The organism is Campylobacter concisus, assembly GCF_902460535.1.
GTDB lineage: Bacteria > Campylobacterota > Campylobacteria > Campylobacterales > Campylobacteraceae > Campylobacter_A > Campylobacter_A concisus_AS.
On sequence record NZ_CABPTV010000004.1, the window covers coordinates 325,782 to 327,301 of the forward strand.

1 protein-coding gene is annotated in these 1,520 nt (G+C 36.1%); it reads left to right on the top strand.

The window, feature by feature from the left end; genetic code table 11:
- Positions 1 to 216: 216 nt before the first annotated feature.
- On the top strand, positions 217 to 1,520 hold a 1,304-nt coding region (locus FZ945_RS10780), incomplete at its 3' end, for a nitrate- and nitrite sensing domain-containing protein (protein WP_262367163.1).

Below are 1,520 nucleotides of genomic sequence, written 5' to 3' on the forward strand. Positions count from 1 at the left end.
CGGCATTTGCAAGCCAAAATTTATTAAATATTGCTTAAAGGTAATTTCTGGTTTCAAGTTTTATTTAATAATAAAAATTATACAATCCGCCCCAAAATACCAAAAAATGCCACTGGATAGTGGTTTTTGATCGAGGGATAGAAAAATAAAATGAATAATCTAAGTATAAAATCTAAAATATTACTCATCGTTTTTGTGAGTTTGCTTTGTCTAAGCGTGACTAGTGTTTACATCTTAAAAGGCGTTTTAAACAGCAGAAGTGAAGCTATTTCAAACCTTTCAATGAGCGAAGATATCATAAAGCAGGGCGAATTTATCCATGAGCTTCAAAAAGAGCGTGGTTATAGCGCAGCTTTCATAGCAAACGGCAAAGACTCTGAGAAAAATTTAAAAGAGCAAAGAGCTAAGGTCGATGGGATCGTGAAAGAGCTCTCAAACAAAGATGAGGTGTTAAGAGTACTTAGTGGCATAAGGGCAAAGGTCGATAAAAAAGAGAAATTTAATCTCCTTGGCGAATATAGCGGTATGATAGAAAACACGCTTGTCTTTTTAAATTCTCTCTCAAAAGACGCCAAGCCAGCTATAAAAGATGATGTGGCTAGGATTTTTAGCATTTCAAAGATCAAAGAGTACTACGGCATCACAAGAGCGATAATGAACGTCGCCTTTATCAAAGATGAGATCGACAAAAACACATATGTAAATTTGATCTCTCACGACGCAAACATCAAAAAGCTTTTAAACGACTATGTCAAATTTAATAGCGGCAAATACGCAGACAGCCTGCAAAAAGATATATTGCAAAGCAACGAATTTAAGCAAATAGATGAGATTATCAAAGACGCTATCGCTACTCCAGAAGAGACAGCCAGAAAGATCGAGGCGGCTAGCTGGTTTAAGAGCATCACAAATTTGATCGATAGCCTCAGAAACTACGAGCTTTACTTGTTAAATGATATGAAAGAGCTAGCCATACACGACAAAGATGAAGCCAGCAACCTTGTGCTATTTATGGCTATAATGCTTGCCTGTTTTATTGTAGCACTCGTCTTTATCTCGCTTGTTGTTGGTAAAAATATCATCTCAGGCATCGATAGCGTAAAGGGCGGGCTAAGCGAGTTTTTCTTATATCTAAATAACAAGACAAATTCTGCCAAACTTCTAAGCTTAAAAGGCAAAGATGAAATTTGCATCATGTCGTCGCTTATAAATGAAAATATAGAGGTTATCCAGACGGCAAAAGAGCATGAAAACACCTTCATCCAAAAAGCCAACACCTTTGTAAATGAGATAAAAGATGGCAACTATGAAGCAAGCCTAGAAGCTGATACTAATAACCCAGCTCTAAATCAACTAAAAAGCACATTTAAAGATTTGCAGCTTGCTCTTAAAAATGCAATCTCAAGTAATGGTAAAGATGTACTTGATCTACTAAACACTTATAAAAACCAAGACTTTACAAAAAGACTTGATGATGATGGTAAGATAGCAAGTGGTATAAACTCACTAGGCATTGAGAT